Consider the following 15,534-nt stretch of genomic DNA (forward strand, 5'->3'; position numbering starts at 1 on the left):
CCGGCGCCGGACGCGTCGCCGAACCGCGCGGCCCGGCCGTGGCTCGGAAAGGGCTCGGCGGCGGCTCAGATGAGGCCGAGGGCGCGGACGGCGTCGCGCTCCTCCTCCAGCTCGCGGACCGAGGCGTCGATCCGCTCCCGGGAGAACTCGTTGATCTCCAGGCCCTGGACGATCTCCCAGCGGCCGTTCCGGGACACCACCGGGAACGAGGAGACCAGGCCCTCCGGCACGCCGTACGAGCCGTCGGAGACGACCGCAGCGGAGGTCCAGTCGCCCTCCGGGGTGCCGTTCACCCAGTCGTAGACGTGGTCGATCGCCGCGTTCGCCGCGGAGGCGGCCGAGGACGCGCCACGGGCCTCGATGATCGCCGCGCCACGCTTGGCCACGGTCGGGATGAAGGTGTCCCGCAGCCAGGCCTCGTCCACCAGCTCGGCCGCGATCTTGCCGCCGACCTCGGCGTGGTAGAGGTCGGGGTACTGCGTGGCCGAGTGGTTGCCCCAGATCGTCATCTTCTTGATGTCGCTCACCGGCACGTCGAGCTTCTGGGCGAGCTGGCTGAGCGCGCGGTTGTGGTCGAGGCGGGTCATCGCGGTGAACCGCTCGGCCGGTACGTCCGGGGCCGCGGACCTGGCGATGAGCGCGTTGGTGTTCGCCGGGTTGCCCACCACGAGCACCCGGATGTCGTCGGCGGCGTGCTCGTTGATCGCACGGCCCTGCGGGCCGAAGATGCCGCCGTTCGCCTCCAGCAGGTCACGGCGCTCCATGCCCTTGGTGCGCGGGCGGGCGCCGACGAGCAGCGCGACGTTGGCGCCGTCGAAGGCGACGTTCGGGTCGTCGGTGATCTCGATACCGCGCAGCAGCGGGAAGGCGCAGTCGTCGAGCTCCATGGCGGTGCCCTCGGCGGCCTTGATGGCCTGCGGGATCTCCAGCAGGCTCAGCTTCACCGGGACGTCACTGCCGAGGAGCTGACCCGAGGCGATGCGGAACAGCAGCGCGTATCCGATCTGACCGGCGGCACCGGTGACGGTGACCTTCACGGGAGTCTTGGCCATACCTTCCCCCAACTCGACGAGCCGACGTATTGACCTGTCAGGGGGACCCTACCCGGCGCCCCTTCTCGGTCCGTCGGAGGGTACGGCCCTGCCGCATCGGCGCACGCCGTGCCGTACGCGGGGCCCGGAACGCCGGGCTAGCGGCGCGGCCGGGGCATGAGCACGGTCCGATCGCCGTCGGGCCCGGACCCGCCGAGCAGGCGGCCGAGGATGTCGAACGCGGTGGGCCGGTCCGCGGGCGTCTTGCTCAGGCTGGCCCGCACCGCCTCGCCCAGCGGCCCGGGCAGGCCGGTCACGTCGACGTCGTGGGTGAGCACGCGGCTGAGCACGGTCGCGATCGACGGCCCGTCGAACGGCGACCGCCCGGTCGCGGCGAACATGATCACCGAGCCCCAGGCGAACACGTCGGTGTGCGGCCCCACCGCCGCGCCCGCGATCTGCTCGGGCGCCATGAACGCCGGGGTGCCGACCGCCCGGCTGGTGACCGTGCCGGTGGAGTCGAGGATGCGGGCGATGCCGAAGTCCACCACCCGCGGCCCGTCCGGGCCGATGAGCACGTTGTCCGGCTTGAAGTCGCGGTGCACGATGCCGGCCCGGTGGATCTCGGCGAGCGCGGTGGCGGTGCCGACCGCGAGCCGGTCGAGCTCGGGGCCGCGCAGCGGCCCGTCGGTCTCCACCACCTCACGCAGCGACCGCCCGTCGATGAACTCGCTGGCGATGTACGGCGTGTCGCCGTCGAGGTCGGCCGCGATCACCCGGGCGGTGTAGGCCGACGAGCCGACCCGGGTGGCGGCGCGCAGCTCCCGGGCGAACCGCGACCGGGCCGCCGCGTCGCCGGTGAACTTGACGTGCAGCAGCTTGACCGCGGCCCGCTCCCCGTGGCTGGTGTAGCCGAGGTAGACGGTGCCCTGTCCGCCCTCGCCGATGCGACCGGTCAGCGTGAAGGGCCCGAGCCGTACCGGGTCGCCCGCCATGAGCGGCGAGATCTGCGGCATGCCACCGTCCTTGCGTCTGGAAACGTGAATGTGACGTGCATGACTTTACGGTGATCTCGGCCCTGCCCGGTGCGGTGGGAGGGACGTTGTCACCCCGGGGTTCGGGCGACGCCGCCGCGCCGGAGGCCCGGCCCGCACCCGGGTACGGCACAGGGCCGCCCCCGGCACCGGGGACGGCCCCGAACGTCACGTCACGCGCGCACGGCGTGCGCGGGCACGCGGCCGCGGGACGGCCGTCGGGCGGCGATGCGTCCTCGGGGAGCGCACCGGGCCACGGGGCGGTCGCGGCCGCGGCTGCGGCGACGTGGTCAGACGTTCATCGCGCGCTTGAGGTTCTCGTCGATCGCGGAGAGGAACTCCTGGGTGGTGAGCCAGGGGGTGTCGCCGCCGACGAGCAGCGCGAGGTCCTTGGTCATCTTGCCGCTCTCGACGGTCTCGATGCAGACCCGCTCGAGCGTCTGGGCGAACTCGGTCACCTCGGGGGTGTTGTCGAGCTTGCCGCGGTGCTGCAGGCCGCGGGTCCAGGCGAAGATCGACGCGATCGGGTTGGTGGAGGTGGGCTTGCCCTGCTGGTGCTGGCGGTAGTGCCGGGTCACGGTGCCGTGCGCGGCCTCCGCCTCGACGGTCCGGCCGTCCGGGGTCATGAGCACGCTGGTCATCAGGCCGAGCGAGCCGAAGCCCTGCGCCACCACGTCGGACTGCACGTCGCCGTCGTAGTTCTTGCAGGCCCAGACGATGCCGCCCTCCCACTTGAGCACCTGGGCGACCATGTCGTCGATGAGCCGGTGCTCGTAGGTGATGCCGGCGGCCTCGAACTCGGCCTTGAACTCGCTCTCGAAGACCTCCTGGAAGATGTCCTTGAACCGGCCGTCGTACGCCTTGACGATCGTGTTCTTCGTGGACAGGTAGAGCGGGTACTTCCGGTCGAGCGCGTACCGCATGGTGGCGCGCGCGAAGTCCCGGATGGACTGGTCGAAGTTGTACATGCCCATGGCGACGCCGGGGCCGGTGAACTTCGCGACCTCCATCTCGATCGGCTCGCCGCCGTCCTCGGGCACGTAGGTGAGGGTCACCGTGCCGGGGCCGGGCACGACGAAGTCCGCCGCCTTGTACTGGTCGCCGTGGGCGTGACGGCCGATGATGATCGGCTTGGTCCACCCGGGCACGAGCCGGGGGATGTTGGAAACCACGATCGGCTCACGGAACACCACGCCGCCGAGGATGTTGCGGATCGTCCCGTTCGGGGACTTCCACATCTTCTTCAGGCCGAACTCCTTGACGCGGGCCTCGTCAGGAGTGATCGTCGCACACTTGACGCCGACGCCGTACTTCTTGATAGCGTGCGCCGCGTCGATCGTGACCTGGTCGTCGGTGGCGTCGCGGTTCTGGATGCTCAGGTCGTAGTACTTCAGGTCGATGTCCAGGTAGGGCAGGATCAGCTGGTCCTTGATGAACTGCCAGATGATCCGGGTCATCTCGTCGCCGTCGAGTTCGACGACGGGGCCCGCTACCTTGATCTTCGGCATGGTGTGTGGTTTCCCCTTCTGAGCTGACTGGCCAGACCGGTCCTTTTTGAGGCTCGCTGGCCAGTGAGATTATCGGACCCTTACCGGAGATCGGAGCCCGGCCCACCCAGGGTCCACCGGAGCCCCGGCCGGAACGGCCCCGGAATGTCACCGGAGCCGCCCGGCCGTTCCGGTTCTCCGCTCGGTCACAAGCCCGGTCAGAACATGACCATCAGCGCCCCGCTCAGCACCAACGCGCCCCCGAGGCCCCCGAGCGTCAGCACGTCGAGCGCCTTGGTCCGCACCGCAAGGTCACCGGGCTTCGCCACCACCAGCCGGATGAGCGCGCCGAGGAGGATCGCCGCGCCCATCACCACCGCTCCGTGCCACACCTGTGGCCCGGTGAGCGCCACGGCCACGCCGGCGGCCGCGCCCGCCAGCACCAGCCAGTACGGCCAGCCGATGCGATCCTTCTTCGGCTCCTGCGCCACTTACTCCCTTTCGTCGATCGGCACCCACTTGCGATCGCGCTCGCCGACGTACTCGCTGTCCGGCCGGATCAGGCGGTTGTCGGCGTGCTGCTCGATCACGTGTGCGGTCCATCCCGACATCCGGCTGACGGAGAACACCGGGGTGAACAGGTCCGTCGGAATGCCGAGATAGTGGTAGACGGTCGCCGCGTAGAAGTCCACGTTCGGATAGAGGCCCTTCTCCGCGTGGACGACCTCTTCCATCTCCCTCGACATCCGATAGTAGGTGTCGTCGCCGGATGCCTCGGCCAGTTCGCGCGACATCTCGCGCAGATGTGTGGCCCGCGGGTCCTCGGTCCGGTACACCCGGTGGCCGAAGCCCATGATCTTCTCGCCCGCGGCGAGCTTGGCGCGTACCGCCTCGGCGACCTTGCCGCCCTCGGCCCGGATCGCCTCCAGCGTCCGCATCACCCGCTCGTTCGCGCCGCCGTGCAGCGGGCCCTTGAGCGTGCCGATCGCCGCGACGATCGCCGAGTGCATGTCGGACAGCGTGGCCGCGCACACCCGGGCGGCGAACGTCGAGGCGTTCATCGTGTGGTCGGCGTGCAGCACCAGGCAGGTGTCGAAGATCTCGACGTGCCGCGGCTCCGGCCTGCGGCCGGTGATCTGGAGCAGGAAGTTCCCGGCGATGCCCAGCTCGGGGTCGGGGTCGGGAGCCTTCCCGCCGGTCCGCGCCGCGTGGTAGCGGGCGACGAGGATCGGCTGCTGCGCGACCAGCCGCGCCGCCTTGCGCCGGTTGGCCTCGAGCGAGTTGTCGTCCTTGTCGGGATCGTCCGCCCCGGCGAGGGAGACGAGGGTGCGCAACGCCTCCATCGGGGCCTGGCGCTCCGCCACGTCGGGGAGGTGCCTCTCCACGAGCGCCCCGAGGGTGCGCCCCCGGGCCAGCTCCTCGCCGTACTCCTGCAGTTGCCGGCGCGTCGGCAGCGTCCCGCACTGCAGCAGGTAGGCGATCTCCTCGAACGTGGTGCGCCCGGCCAGGTCGTGGATGTCGTATCCGCGGTAGAACAGGCGACCGGCCTTGCCGTCGATGTCGCTCAGCGCTGTGGACGCGGCCACGACATCGGCGAGACCCTTGGAAAATTTGTCCGCCATACGTGTTTCCTCCGCTTAGCGTTGCGCCGAGTCTACCCGTGACCAGGCAAAATTCCTCGTTGCGGTCAAGACCAAATTTGTTCGGGATTCTGTTTTGGGAAAAGGCGATTCTCCATCGCCTCGTTTGGGTAAGCCGGTGCTGTAGCGGAAGTAACGGCGGGCTACCTGGGGAGGAACTGCCGTGGAGGGGCCGTTCATACGCATCGAGGACACCGGAGAGGTGGCCCCGCTGCGCCCCGAGATCACGACTGTCGGACGTGGCCGCGGAGTCGACATCCGCCTGCGGGACCCGAGCGTGTCCCGGCTGCACGCCGAGTTCGTCCGGCGGGGACCCTACGTGTACGTCGTTGACCTGGGCCTGTCCCGGAACGGCACACGGGTGAACGGCAGGCCGATCGCCCGAAGGGTCCTCGACGACGGCGACGTCATCTCGTTCGGCGCCGCGCGCTGCCGGATCGGCGGCATACCACGCGAGGATCTCGAGCCGGAGGTCGAGCTGCGGCGCGCCGCCGCGCCCGAGCTCACCCGGCGGGAGATCGACGTGCTCACGTCGCTGTGCCGGCCCGCGCTGTCGGACGAGGCGTTCGTGTCTCCGGCGACGGCGCGCGAGATCGCCGACGACCTCGTGGTCACCGAGGCGGCGGTGAAGCAGCACCTGCTGCGGCTGTACCAGAAGTTCCGCATCCCCGAGGGCAGCAACCGGCGCACCCGGCTGGCCAACGAGGTGGTCGCGCTCGGGCTGGTACGGCCCACGCCGGTCGTGCCGCAGCAGCGGGGCAACCCGCCGGCGAACGATCCGCCGCCGCGGGTGGTGAACCGCCGGGCGAGCTGAGGCCGGACGTCGTCAGGAGGCGGCCGCGCGCTCGGCCGCCTCGACGACGTTGGTGAGCAGCATCGCCCGGGTCATCGGGCCCACGCCGCCCGGGTTCGGCGCGAAGAAGCCCGCGACCTCGCGGACCTCGGGCGCCACGTCGCCGACGATGCGTCCGTCGACGCGGGAGACGCCCACGTCGAGCACGGCGGCGCCGGGCCGGATCATGTCGGGGGTGATGAGGTGCGGAGAGCCCGCCGCGGCGACGACGATGTCGGCCCGGCGGGTGTGCGCCGCCAGGTCGCGGGTGCCGGTGTGGCACATCGTGACCGTCGCGTTCTCGCTGCGCCGGGTGAGCAGCAGGCCGAGCGCCCGCCCGGCGGTGAGGCCGCGGCCGACCACGACCGCCTCGGCGCCGTCGAGCGGCACGTCGTACTCGCGCAGCAGGGCGACGATGCCCCGCGGGGTGCACGGCAGGGGGGCGTCGACGGTGTGCACGAGCCGGCCGAGGTTGACGGGGTGGAGGCCGTCGGCGTCCTTGGCCGGGTCGATGCGCTCCAGCAGCGGCCGCGCGTCCAGGTGGGACGGGAGCGGGAGCTGGATGAGGTAGCCGGTGCACGCCGGGTCGGCGTTGAGCCGGTCGATCGCCTCCTCGACGTCGGCCTGGCTCGCGTCGGCGGGCAGCTCCACCCGGATCGAGGCGATGCCCACCTCGGCGCAGTCGCGGTGCTTGCCGGCCACGTACGCCTGGCTGCCGGGGTCGTCACCCACGAGGATGGTGCCGAGGCCCGGCCGCAGGCCGCGCTCGGCGAGCGCCGCGACCCGGGCGGTGAGGTCTGCCTTGATCTTCGCGGCGGTGGCCTTGCCGTCGAGAATGCGCGCGGTCATGACTCGTCATCCTGCCATGCTCGGTGGGCGGCGGCCGGCAACCGGCCGTCCGCCGCCGGTAAACGGATTCACGAACGTGCCGCCGTGCCCCGCCGGGCGACGGCCCCCGGCCGCGGGCGGATCAGCCGTCGGCGTTCTCGCCCCGCGGCGTCATGCCGCCCTCGCGCCGCTCCAGCAGCCGGCGGGTGGCGGGGATGTACTCCACGGCCACCCAGCCGACGTACGCGGAGGCCACGGCGAGGATGAGCAGCGGGATCGGGCTGCTCCAGAATCCGTCGCCGAGCACGAACGACAGCAGCGGGTTGGTCAGGGACATGAAAGGCTCCGGGTCCGGGGACGGGACGAGGGAGGGGACCCGAAAAGGTTAACCGGTCACTGACTCACTTTTTGCCACAAACCGTAAGGATCAGTGGAAGAAGTGACGCGTGCCGGTGAAGTAGAGCGAGATTCCGGCCGCCTCGCAGGCCGCGATCACGTCCTCGTCGCGGACCGACCCGCCCGGCTGCACGATCGCCTTCACCCCGGCCTCGGCGAGCACCTTCGGCCCGTCGTCGAACGGGAAGAACGCGTCGGACGCGGCCACCGAGCCCGCGGCCCGGTCCCCGGCCCGGGACACCGCGAGCCGCGCCGAGTCCACCCGGTTCACCTGTCCCATGCCCACGCCCACGGTCGCGCCGCCGGAGGCGAGCACGATCGCGTTCGACTTCACCGCGCGGCACGCCCGCCAGGCGAAGGCGAGGTCGGCGAGGGTCCGCTCGTCGGCGGCCGGGCCGGCGCGCAGCTCCCAGTTCGCCGGGTCGTCGCCCGGCGCGTCGATGCGGTCGGCCTGCTGCACGAGCAGCCCGCCGTCGATCCGGCGGAACTCGACGGCGTTCGCCGGCGGCTCCGGGCAGACCAGCAGCCGGATGTTCTTCTTCTCGCGCAGCACCTCCACCGCCTCGGGGGCGAAGGCGGGCGCGACCACGACCTCGGTGAAGATCGGCGCGATCTGCCGGGCGAGCTCCACGGTGACCTCCCGGTTCACCGCGATCACGCCGCCGAACGCGGACACCGGGTCGCAGGCGTGCGCCTTGCGGTGCGCCTCGGCGATATCCGCGCCGATCGCGATGCCGCACGGGTTGGCGTGCTTGATGATCGCCACGCACGGCTCGGCGAAGTCCCACGCGGCCCGCCAGGCGGCGTCCGCGTCCACGTAGTTGTTGTAGGACATCTCCTTGCCGTGCAGCTGCTCGGCGTTCGCCAGCCCGCCGGAGCCCTCGGTGTAGAGCGCCGCGCCCTGGTGCGGGTTCTCGCCGTACCGCAGCACGGCCTTGCGCCGCCAGGCGGCGGCGCGGAACCGCGGCCAGGCCACGTCGTCGTCCGGGGCGTACGTCTCGGCGAACCACGAGGCCACCGCGATGTCGTACGACGCGGTGTGGGCGTACGCCTCGGCCGCGAGCCGCCGCCGCTCCTCGAGCGTGAACCCGCCCTCGGCGAGCGCGCGGATCACGTCGGGGTACCGCGCCGGCGAGGTCACCACCGCGACGTTCACGTGGTTCTTCGCCGCGGCCCGCAGGATCGCCGGGCCGCCGATGTCGATCTGCTCCACGCACTCGGCGGGCGACGCGCCCGACGCCACGGTCTGCGCGAACGGGTAGAGGTTGCCCACGACGAGCTGGAACGGCTCGATCTCCAGCTCCTCGAGCTGCTTGGCGTGGCTCGGGTTGGTGAGGTCACCGAGCAGGCCGGCGTGCACCCGCGGGTGGAGGGTCTTGACCCGGCCGTCGAGGCACTCGGGGAAGTTGGTGAGCGACTCGACCGGGGTGACCGGCACGCCCCAGGAGGCGATCGCCGCGGCCGTGCCACCGGTGGATACGATCTCCACGTTCGCCGCGTCGAGGGCGCGGGCAAGCTCCTCGAGACCGGACTTGTCGTAAACCGTGATCAACGCGCGCCTGATCGCGATCCGGGTCAAATGTGCGTCCTTCCACGTGTGCCGGTGTGTCACCGGCGGCCAGCACCGATCGAAACTATACGGCCGGTGACCGTCCAGCCCTCGCGCACCATGCGTCCCACGACGTCGACGAGCAGCCGCCGCTCCACGGTCTTGATCCGCTCGTGCAGCGAGTGCTCGTCGTCGCCCGGCTCGACCCGCACCGGCTCCTGCGCGATCACCGGCCCGGTGTCCACCCCGGCGTCCACCAGGTGCACGGTGCAGCCGGTCACCCGCACCCCGTAGGCGAGGGCGTCCCGCACCGCGTGCGCGCCCGGGAACGCGGGCAGCAGCGCCGGGTGGGTGTTGACGACGGTGAACTTCCCCAGCACGCGCGGGCCGAGGATCTTCATGAAGCCCGCCGAGACCACCAGGTCCGGCTCGTGCTCGGCGATCCGTGCGGCGAGCGCCTCGTCCCACGCCTCCCGGGTGGGGTGGTCACCGACCCGCTCGACGAAGGTCGGCACCCCGGCGCGGCGGGCGCGCTCCAGGCCCGCGATGCCGTCCCGGTCCGCGCCGACCGCCACCACGCGCGCGCCGTACGATTCGTCGTCTGCCGCATCGAGCAGGGCCTGTAGGTTGGTTCCAGAACCCGAGACCAGCACGACGAGCCGGGCGGCCCGCCGGGCGGGCCCCGTGGCGGCGGCACGAGGCGAGGATGACAGCTCCGAGCTCCTTTCGCTCTCCGGGAGGGGTACGGCCCGGCGCGCGGGGCAGGTGTCCCCGCACGCCCCGGCCCGGCTCCCGGGCCGACGCTGCCAGCGTATCGGCCCGCCTGCCCGGCTCCGACGGCCAGGGCATGAAGGAGGCCATGTGACGACCCCCTCACCCACGCCCCAGCGGACCCCGCGGCAGAGCATCGTCGACACCAGCGGTGGGCGCGCGCTGCTCATCGCGCTCGCCGGTCTCGCGATGGCGATGCTCATTCCCCTGGTCGGCCTGGTGTTCACGCTGTTCGCGCTCGGCGTGTCGCTGCGCACCACGCTCGAGCTGCGCCGGGCCAGGGAGCGGATCGGGGCCGCGGTCGCGGGCGTGGCCATCTCGGCGTTCTCGCTGCTGTTCGCGGGCGGCGCCGCGTTCGTGCAGCTCTACCTCGCCGAGGAGCTCGCCGCCTACTACAACTGCAAGAAGGGCGCGGGCACGTTGAGCGCCCAGCAGCACTGCGTGGACGAGCTCGAGCGGGCGATCGAGCGCCGCATCCCGGTGCTGGAGCCGGGTCAGTTCGAGCTGCCGTTCGCGCCCTGACGGGCGTAGGCGCGCCCGCCCGGCAGCCGCAGCCGCGTCCAGCCCTCCGGCGCCCGCCCGGCGGTCTCCCGGGTGACGAGCACGACCCGCTCGCCGGTGGCGAGCGCCCGCCGTACCTCCTCGTCGCCCGGCCGCGGGTCGTCGCCGGTGCGCACCGAGCGGCAGCCGGTGAGGTAGCCGAGCTGGATCGCGCCCCGCCCGACGATCGCGCAGGGCGGCCGCACGCCCTGGGCGAGCAGCGCGTCCGCCTGCGCCCGCTGCGCGGCGAAGATCGGCTCCACCCGGCCGACCACCCGGTCGAGCGAGGACTTCTGGCCGTAGACGTGCACGGCGAGCGCGGCGAGGAGCGCCGCGATCGCGGGCACCCGGGTGAGCCGGGACAGCGGCAGCCGGACCAGGGCGGCCCCGGCGCAGACCGCCAGCAGCGCGTAGGCGGGCTGCAGGAACCGGGGGTTGGCGTAGTCGAACAGCGTCAGGTACGGCAGCGCGAACGTGACCGCGCACGCCAGCGTGAGGGTGAGCACGGGCCGGGCCGCCTCGGCGAGCACGAACGCCGCGGCGACGAGCACCGGCAGCGTGAACCACCAGGACACCTCGAGCCAGTGCAGGTCGGAGCAGACGCTCGGCGGGCGGCACAGCAGGGCCGGGCCGTCCACCGCCTCCAGGTGCCGCAGCAGGATGAAGCCGAACCGCGCCTCGTTCACCTCCGCGCCCGCGCGCAGCCGGGTGATCGGGTCGCCGAACCGCGCGAACGCCTCGGCCACCCACACCGTCCAGCCCACCGCGAGCCCGCCCGCGGCCGCGCCGAGCAGCGCGGGCCCGCGCGGCGCCCGCCGTACCGCCCGGACCACGCCGGCGACGAGCAGCGGCAGCGCCGCCGCGGCCGCGTCGGCGGGCCGCAGCAGCGAGGCCGCGGCGAGGGCGACCGCGACGCCGGCGAGCGGCCCGGTACGGCCCGGCTCGCGCAGCGCGCGGCAGAACCAGCCGACCGCGGCGACGAGCGCGAACGCCAGCCACAGGTTCGGGTAGGCCATCGCGCCGTAGAGCACGGTGCTCCACAGCGTGGCGAGCAGCCCGGCCGCGAGCGGCACGGCGTACGCGGAGACCACCGCGGGCCGCTCCCCCAGGCGGTCGCGCCCGGGCTCAGGCGGGCCTGCGGCCACCGGGCCGAACAGGCCGAGCCAGGGGCGGAACGCGGCGTACAGGCAGACCCCGGCGAGCACCGCCAGGTAGCAGCGGATCACCGGGATCGACTGGGTCAGCGCGGCGACCGGGGCGAGGAGGAGCGGCATGCCCCAGGCGCGTGGGGCCGACATCGGCACCGCGGGCACGCCCGGCCGCACCTGACTGGCGTAAACCACCTCATCCCAGTTGAACGCCACCAAGGACGGCACCTGGGACAGGGCGGCACAGCCGTACAGGACCGCGACGACGATCAGCAATCCGTGCGGAGACGTCAAACGTCGCAACAGGCGCATGCCACTGCGGCACGCTAGCGAACGCCGCCGCCACCGCGGGCGGAAACCGCGAGAAACGGATCTTTGTCATGCCCGCGCGCGCCCAGGCGGCACGGCGCGTGAAAGGTTCACGCCCGCGCCCGCGGTACGGCCCGGCCGCGGCGGCCGGGCGCTCAGTCGCGGTCCCAGGCGTACGGGTCCATGTAGATCACGTGTCCGCCGCGGTCGTCGGTCTCGTCCACGATGTCCCGGCGCGGCGTGGGCCGGGGCGCGGGCTCGGCCTTCTCGGCCCGCCTGCGCCGCGGGATGCCGGGCAGCCGGCGCGGCCGCCTGGCGGGGCCGTCCGCGGGCGTCACGTCGCCGAAGGCGCCCGCCGCGGCGTCCTCGTCGGCCCGGCCCGCGCGGCGCTTCGGCAGCGGCTGGGTCTCGCACTCGGTGGCGTCGAGCCAGTGGCCGGGCAGCGGCCGGGACGGCTCGCGCCGCCGGAACAGCCTGGCGAGCGGGCGGGTCCGGCCGTCGGAGGGCTCCACCGGCTCGGCGGGGGCCCGCACGGCCGCGACCGCCTTCGGCGCGGCGGCGGGCTCGGCGGCGGACACCGCGGCGCTGCGGCGCATCAGCCACCAGTTCGCCACGCCCGCGCTGATGCCCGCGGCGATGCCCACCTCGAGCGTCACCGAGAACGCCACCTCCCACGGCGACGGGCCGACCGCGGCGAGCCGGTTGCCGCCGAGCGGGCCGCCGGAGAGCGCGGCGAGCACGCCGGAGGCCGCCCCGGCGCACAGCCCGCAGACGAAGCCCCACATCGGCGCCGCCTCCGGGGTGGGCGTGGGCGCGATGCGCACCACCACGACCCCGGCGACCGCGCCGGCGAGGAACGGGATCGCCACCACCCCCATCGCCCAGACCGGCGCGCCGCCCGGCTCGGGCAGCGCGCCGAGCAGCGGCAGGGTGGGGATCTGGCCCAGCCTCACGCCGGTGGGGGCGACCAGGGTGCCGGTGCCGATGGCGAAGCCCGGGCCGGCGATGTAGGCCATGCCCCACACCACGGCGTTGACCAGGTACAGCACCTCGACGATGAGCAGCAGCACGCCGCCGATCAGCCCCGGGCCGAGCAGGTCGGTCAGGCGCCTGATCTCGTCGAGGCTCACCACGATCGCGCCGACCACGAGCACGAGCCCGGCGGCGAGCAGGATGGCCAGCGCCGCCGCGGTGCCCACCACGAGCGAGCGGGACCGCTCGGGCAGCAGCCGCAGCATCACCCGCCACGGGCCGATGGTGCGGGCCACGGCGAGCGAGCCCGCGACGAAGGCGAGCAGCAGGTGCCCGGCGAGCACCTCGGCGAGGAACGGCCGGGTGATCTCGTTCCGCGCCACCAGCGCGACCAGCCCGGCGAGCAGCGCGTACGGCGCGGCGAGCGAGATGCCGGCGCGCGCGATGAGCGCGAGCTGGGCCCGGCGGCGGGCGTTCTGCTTCTCCTTCGGGGTGCCCTTCGGCAGCCGGGCGGGCAGCCGTACCCGCAGGTCGGCGTCGCGGGCCATCCACAGCCCGGCCCGGTAGAGCAGCGCCGCCGGCATGATCATCAGGCCGAGCGGCAGCAGGCCGATCCGGCCGCCGCCGGGGATGGCGAACCCGGCGTGGTGCGCGGCCAGCCAGATCTGGCAGGCCGTGCGGAACACGCCCGGGATGCCCTCGCCGAGGGCGCCCTTGGGGTCGGCGATCCAGCCGAGCAGGGTGAGCGTGGTGAGCACGGCGAGCCCGACCCCGAGCGTCCAGGCCGCCGCGAGCATGCCGGACACGGGGAGCGGCCGCCGTACCTCGTCACCGCCGGAGGCCGCCCGAAGCTGGTCGAGAAGGGCCGTCACGCCTTCGATGTTCTCAGGCCCCGGCGCTCCCGCGACGGCACCGCGCCGCGTGTCGCACCGTTTGTCCAACGGAATCCCTGCGGACGCCCATCCGCCGCCCTCCGCGATCCCCGCCGCCCGCCACGGACACCGGCCTCGCCTCCCGGTCGCCCCTCGCCCGCGTCAGCGCCGGGTAGATACCGCGCGCCCGGCGTCAGCACCTGGCCTTGATGGTGTCCATCACCCTGCCGAACCGGCCGGGGTCGTGGTACCGCTCGCTCCAGTCCCGGAAGTGCACCGGCCGCCGCTCCCCGGTCTCGCTGTCCACGAAGCAGGCCTGCGCCTGGGCGTCGAAGGAACCGACGTGCTCGCGCAGATAATCCGGAATGCGCCCCTCCTCGCTCACCCCCGGCGTCCAGGTCCAGACCTTGCCGCCGAACCGCCCCTCCGGCCACAGGCAGATCGAGCCGCTGTCACACGTGGGACGCGCCGACGCCGGCGCGGCGTGCCCGGGCGGATCGATGAACCGGTCGTACAGGTAGAAGCACGCGCTACCGATGCCGAGCACCGTGGCGACGATCGCCGCGATGCCCTCCCATTTCGTCCACCATCCTTCCTGGGTGACCTGCCGTGACGTGGAGTCGGAATGCCCACGTGAATTATTATCAAAGGACCCGGCTTTTCCACTGAGTCGCTTTCCGCCCATTTTATTCTTCCAGCAACGCGCCTTTCACTCCCCCGCCTCCCGACCAATCTAACGAACTCACCAAGGGAAAGGCGCCGAGTGCGCCGATTTTCCGAATCACCGCTTGCCAGACAAAACCGCATTTATTGCCATTTTTCTTTTGCGTCATGGCGCGGTACGGCACGGCAGGCGCCCGCTCCGCCGCAGGTCACAGGGGCCGCGGCGGAACGGCTCGGCCCCAGCCGGGCGGTCAAGGCGCGCGGGCAGGGACGGCGTCCCGGTGACGGGCGCACCGATCGGCACGGAGTTCATCGAGCGGCCCGTGCGGGGGTTCCTCACCCGGGCGGGTTCCGGGATCGGCCGGGACGGTGGTGACGGAGCGGCGCGCCGGGGCCGCCTCACGCCAGCGGGTCGGTGACCCCGCCGGGGGATCGGGTGGCGTCGATGTCCCATCCGGCCCTGCGGGCGCCCGCCCGGTACGCGCTGTGCAGGAAGTCGAGCACGGTGCCGCGCGGATCGGCGGCCGAGCGGGCGTCGGCGTAGCGCAGGATCGCGAGGTGGCTGCCGCGGGACGGCATCCAGAACGCCTCCTCGGGGCGGAGCGGTTCCTCGGTGAGGCCGGCGGGCTCGGGCGCGGTGTAGGAGTAGAAGGCGGGTTCGGGCATGTTCCGGTCGCCGAACCAGAAGCCGGCGCTGATCACCTCTTCGGAGTAGGCCTCGCGGGTGACCGGGTCGACCTCGGGCCCCTGCTCGACCTTCCGGCCGGAGAATCGGGTGACGGCGATGTCGAAGGTGTGCCAGAAATGGTGGACCGGGCTGGTCTTGCCGGAGAAGTCCGCCGCGTAGCGTTCCAGCACCTGCGCGACCTGGGCGAGGACCTGCCAGTACCGGGTGACCATGACCGGGTCGTACGCCGCGTGCGCGGTGTCCTTCGCGAACGGCACGTCGTCGTCGAGATCGAACGGCTCGGCCTTGACGGCGACGTGGATGCCGAGGTGGTCCAGGGCCGCGAACAGCTCGCGGTGGAACGCGGCCACCGACCGCCCGGGCAACGCGAACGAGACGCTGCGCCCGTCGATCACGTCGACCGTGAGCCGGTGGCCGACGAAGTCGAAGTCGATGGCGAACACGGGGTTGTCGTCCAGCCCGCCCATCGGACGCGTGGTGATGCCCCGCCCGGTCACGTGGAAGGGGACGTGCCACCAGTGGTTGCGGCGCACGCTCGCCCCGAGGCGCACCTTCCCGACGATCTGCTCGAACCTGTGCAGCGTGGCCTTCGTGTCCGCCCAGGCGGCCAGCGGGATGTCCGGGAACGGCTCCATGCGATCACCTCGTCCGACGGGCCCTGGATCCCGCCTTCCCCGAGGTGGACGCGCGATGGTCAGGAAAACGTATGCACCACACCCGGTTGGCGCAGGAGAAACGGCCGGAACGTCCAGGCCGGGGTGAAGGACGCCACGG

The 15,534-nt window shown here is 72.8% G+C and carries 15 protein-coding genes; 2 read left to right on the forward strand and 13 right to left on the reverse strand.

From position 1 onward, the window contains the following. Positions 1 to 65: 65 nt before the first annotated feature. From FHX40_RS18325 to FHX40_RS18345, 5 genes are all read right to left on the reverse strand, one after another. Positions 66 to 1,052 (reverse strand): malate dehydrogenase, encoded by a 987-nt coding sequence (locus FHX40_RS18325; protein ID WP_142260760.1) that lies wholly within the window; start codon positions 1,050 to 1,052, stop codon positions 66 to 68. Positions 1,053 to 1,189: 137 nt separating this feature from the next. Next, positions 1,190 to 2,047: a serine/threonine-protein kinase gene (locus FHX40_RS18330; RefSeq protein WP_142260761.1), complete on the reverse strand. Its 858-nt coding sequence runs from the start codon at positions 2,045 to 2,047 to the stop codon at positions 1,190 to 1,192. Positions 2,048 to 2,355: 308 nt separating this feature from the next. Next, positions 2,356 to 3,573: an NADP-dependent isocitrate dehydrogenase gene (locus tag FHX40_RS18335; protein WP_142260762.1), complete on the reverse strand. Its 1,218-nt coding sequence runs from the start codon at positions 3,571 to 3,573 to the stop codon at positions 2,356 to 2,358. A gap of 197 nt (positions 3,574 to 3,770) precedes the next feature. Beyond that, complete coding sequence (locus FHX40_RS18340; RefSeq protein WP_142260763.1) at positions 3,771 to 4,043, reverse strand: DUF3017 domain-containing protein; 273 nt, start codon at positions 4,041 to 4,043, stop codon at positions 3,771 to 3,773. Further along, positions 4,044 to 5,174 (reverse strand): citrate/2-methylcitrate synthase, encoded by a 1,131-nt coding sequence (locus FHX40_RS18345; protein WP_142260764.1) that lies wholly within the window; start codon positions 5,172 to 5,174, stop codon positions 4,044 to 4,046. A 181-nt stretch (positions 5,175 to 5,355) separates the two neighbouring features. On the opposite strand from FHX40_RS18345, the gene FHX40_RS18350 reads away from it, so the two are divergent. Then, positions 5,356 to 6,006: an FHA domain-containing protein gene (locus FHX40_RS18350; RefSeq protein ID WP_142260765.1), complete on the forward strand. Its 651-nt coding sequence runs from the start codon at positions 5,356 to 5,358 to the stop codon at positions 6,004 to 6,006. Positions 6,007 to 6,018: 12 nt separating this feature from the next. Here the strand turns inward: FHX40_RS18350 and FHX40_RS18355 are convergent, their stop codons facing one another. The 4 genes from FHX40_RS18355 to purN all read right to left on the reverse strand — a co-directional run bounded on the left by FHX40_RS18355 (position 6,019) and on the right by purN (position 9,510). After that, on the reverse strand, positions 6,019 to 6,873 hold the full coding sequence (locus FHX40_RS18355; RefSeq protein ID WP_142260766.1) for a bifunctional methylenetetrahydrofolate dehydrogenase/methenyltetrahydrofolate cyclohydrolase: 855 nt from the start codon (positions 6,871 to 6,873) through the stop codon (positions 6,019 to 6,021). Positions 6,874 to 6,994: 121 nt separating this feature from the next. Then, complete coding sequence (locus FHX40_RS18360) at positions 6,995 to 7,189, reverse strand: hypothetical protein (protein WP_142260767.1); 195 nt, start codon at positions 7,187 to 7,189, stop codon at positions 6,995 to 6,997. A gap of 90 nt (positions 7,190 to 7,279) precedes the next feature. Continuing rightward, on the reverse strand, positions 7,280 to 8,827 hold the full coding sequence (gene purH, locus FHX40_RS18365; protein ID WP_142260768.1) for a bifunctional phosphoribosylaminoimidazolecarboxamide formyltransferase/IMP cyclohydrolase: 1,548 nt from the start codon (positions 8,825 to 8,827) through the stop codon (positions 7,280 to 7,282). A gap of 29 nt (positions 8,828 to 8,856) precedes the next feature. Continuing rightward, positions 8,857 to 9,510 carry a phosphoribosylglycinamide formyltransferase gene (gene purN / locus FHX40_RS18370; RefSeq protein WP_142261875.1) on the reverse strand — a complete coding sequence of 218 codons (654 nt, stop codon included), beginning with the start codon at positions 9,508 to 9,510 and terminating at the stop codon, positions 8,857 to 8,859. 148 nt (positions 9,511 to 9,658) lie between these two features. Between purN and FHX40_RS18375 the strand changes: the two genes are divergently transcribed. Further along, positions 9,659 to 10,090, forward strand: coding sequence for a hypothetical protein (locus FHX40_RS18375; protein ID WP_142260769.1), 432 nt, complete (start codon positions 9,659 to 9,661; stop codon positions 10,088 to 10,090). Here FHX40_RS18375 and FHX40_RS18380 read toward each other — a convergent pair. From FHX40_RS18380 to FHX40_RS18395, 4 genes are all read right to left on the reverse strand, one after another. Next, positions 10,063 to 11,559: a hypothetical protein gene (locus tag FHX40_RS18380; RefSeq protein ID WP_142260770.1), complete on the reverse strand. Its 1,497-nt coding sequence runs from the start codon at positions 11,557 to 11,559 to the stop codon at positions 10,063 to 10,065. The two genes, FHX40_RS18375 and FHX40_RS18380, sit on opposite strands and share 28 nt — an antisense overlap. Before the next feature lie 161 nt (positions 11,560 to 11,720). Then, on the reverse strand, positions 11,721 to 13,409 hold the full coding sequence (locus tag FHX40_RS18385) for a cell division protein PerM (protein ID WP_229789056.1): 1,689 nt from the start codon (positions 13,407 to 13,409) through the stop codon (positions 11,721 to 11,723). A gap of 193 nt (positions 13,410 to 13,602) precedes the next feature. Next, positions 13,603 to 14,094: a hypothetical protein gene (locus FHX40_RS18390; protein ID WP_142260771.1), complete on the reverse strand. Its 492-nt coding sequence runs from the start codon at positions 14,092 to 14,094 to the stop codon at positions 13,603 to 13,605. 377 nt (positions 14,095 to 14,471) lie between these two features. After that, entirely contained in the window at positions 14,472 to 15,395 is a 924-nt protein-coding gene (locus tag FHX40_RS18395; protein WP_142260772.1) for a DUF5996 family protein, read from the reverse strand. Positions 15,396 to 15,534: the final 139 nt, after the last annotated feature.

The sequence above is a fragment of the Thermopolyspora flexuosa genome, from assembly GCF_006716785.1.
GTDB classification, from domain to species: domain Bacteria; phylum Actinomycetota; class Actinomycetes; order Streptosporangiales; family Streptosporangiaceae; genus Thermopolyspora; species Thermopolyspora flexuosa.

What these genes read in the sequence shown, in the direction of transcription:
- FHX40_RS18325 (WP_142260760.1), bottom strand. Translation starts at nt 1,052, where the DNA reads ATGGCCAAGACTCCCGTGAAGGTCACCGTCACCGGTGCCGCCGGTCAG.
- FHX40_RS18330 (WP_142260761.1), bottom strand. Translation starts at nt 2,047, where the DNA reads ATGCCGCAGATCTCGCCGCTCATGGCGGGCGACCCGGTACGGCTCGGG.
- FHX40_RS18335 (WP_142260762.1), bottom strand. Translation starts at nt 3,573, where the DNA reads ATGCCGAAGATCAAGGTAGCGGGCCCCGTCGTCGAACTCGACGGCGAC.
- FHX40_RS18345 (WP_142260764.1), bottom strand. Translation starts at nt 5,174, where the DNA reads ATGGCGGACAAATTTTCCAAGGGTCTCGCCGATGTCGTGGCCGCGTCC.
- FHX40_RS18355 (WP_142260766.1), bottom strand. Translation starts at nt 6,873, where the DNA reads ATGACCGCGCGCATTCTCGACGGCAAGGCCACCGCCGCGAAGATCAAG.
- FHX40_RS18360 (WP_142260767.1), bottom strand. Translation starts at nt 7,189, where the DNA reads ATGTCCCTGACCAACCCGCTGCTGTCGTTCGTGCTCGGCGACGGATTC.
- FHX40_RS18390 (WP_142260771.1), bottom strand. Translation starts at nt 14,094, where the DNA reads ATGGGCGGAAAGCGACTCAGTGGAAAAGCCGGGTCCTTTGATAATAAT.
- FHX40_RS18395 (WP_142260772.1), bottom strand. Translation starts at nt 15,395, where the DNA reads ATGGAGCCGTTCCCGGACATCCCGCTGGCCGCCTGGGCGGACACGAAG.